The sequence below is a fragment of the Proteus myxofaciens ATCC 19692 genome, from assembly GCF_001654855.1.
Lineage (GTDB): Bacteria > Pseudomonadota > Gammaproteobacteria > Enterobacterales > Enterobacteriaceae > Proteus > Proteus myxofaciens.
The window spans coordinates 1-1,228 of the sequence record NZ_LXEN01000186.1 but is presented as its reverse complement, the minus strand read 5'-3'; the positions used below and the strand labels follow the sequence as shown (position 1 = coordinate 1,228).

Here is a 1,228-nt window from a genome sequence, read left to right as displayed (position 1 = left end):
TGTCTAAAGAAAAATTTGAACGTTCAAAACCGCACGTTAACGTTGGTACTATCGGCCACGTTGACCACGGTAAAACAACTTTAACAGCTGCAATCACTACCGTTTTAGCAAAAACTTACGGCGGTGCTGCTCGTGCATTCGATCAAATCGATAACGCACCAGAAGAAAAAGCTCGTGGTATCACAATCTCTACTTCACACGTAGAATATGATACTCCAACTCGTCACTACGCACACGTAGACTGCCCAGGCCACGCCGACTATGTTAAAAACATGATCACAGGTGCTGCGCAAATGGACGGAGCTATCCTGGTTGTTGCTGCAACAGATGGTCCTATGCCACAAACACGTGAGCACATCCTGTTAGGTCGTCAGGTTGGTGTTCCTTACATCATCGTATTCCTGAACAAATGTGACATGGTAGATGATGAAGAATTACTGGAATTAGTAGAAATGGAAGTTCGTGAACTTCTGTCTCAATACGATTTCCCAGGTGATGACACTCCAGTAATCCGTGGTTCAGCGCTGAAAGCACTGGAAGGCGAAGCTGAGTGGGAAGCGAAAATTGTTGAATTAGCAGAAGCACTGGATTCATACATCCCAGAACCAGAGCGTGCAATTGACAGACCATTCCTGTTACCAATTGAAGATGTATTCTCAATTTCAGGCCGTGGTACAGTAGTTACAGGTCGTGTTGAACGTGGCGTAATCAAAGTTGGTGAAGAAGTTGAAATCGTTGGTATCAAAGATACAGTGAAAACAACTTGTACTGGCGTTGAAATGTTCCGTAAATTACTTGACGAAGGTCGTGCAGGTGAGAACGTTGGTGTTCTTCTGCGTGGTACAAAACGTGAAGAAATCGAACGTGGACAAGTACTGGCAAAACCAGGTTCAATCAAGCCACACACTAAATTTGAATCAGAAGTTTATATTCTGAGCAAAGATGAAGGTGGACGTCACACTCCATTCTTCAAAGGCTACCGTCCACAGTTCTATTTCCGTACAACTGACGTAACTGGTACTATCGAATTACCAGAAGGCGTAGAAATGGTAATGCCAGGTGACAACATCAACATGATAGTTGAGTTAATCCACCCAATCGCAATGGATGACGGTTTACGTTTCGCAATCCGTGAAGGTGGCCGTACAGTAGGTGCTGGTGTTGTAGCTAAAGTATTAGCATAATCACTCAGCCATTACTTAGAAAAGGCATCGAAAGATGCCTTTTT

Annotated in this window: 1 protein-coding gene; it reads left to right on the top strand. The window is 43.9% G+C overall.

Annotation, left to right across the window (positions count from 1 at the left end):
• The coding region (gene tuf / locus M983_RS16540) for an elongation factor Tu (RefSeq protein ID WP_066753602.1) at positions 1 to 1,184 on the top strand (1,184 nt) is incomplete at its 5' end.
• Positions 1,185 to 1,228: the final 44 nt, after the last annotated feature.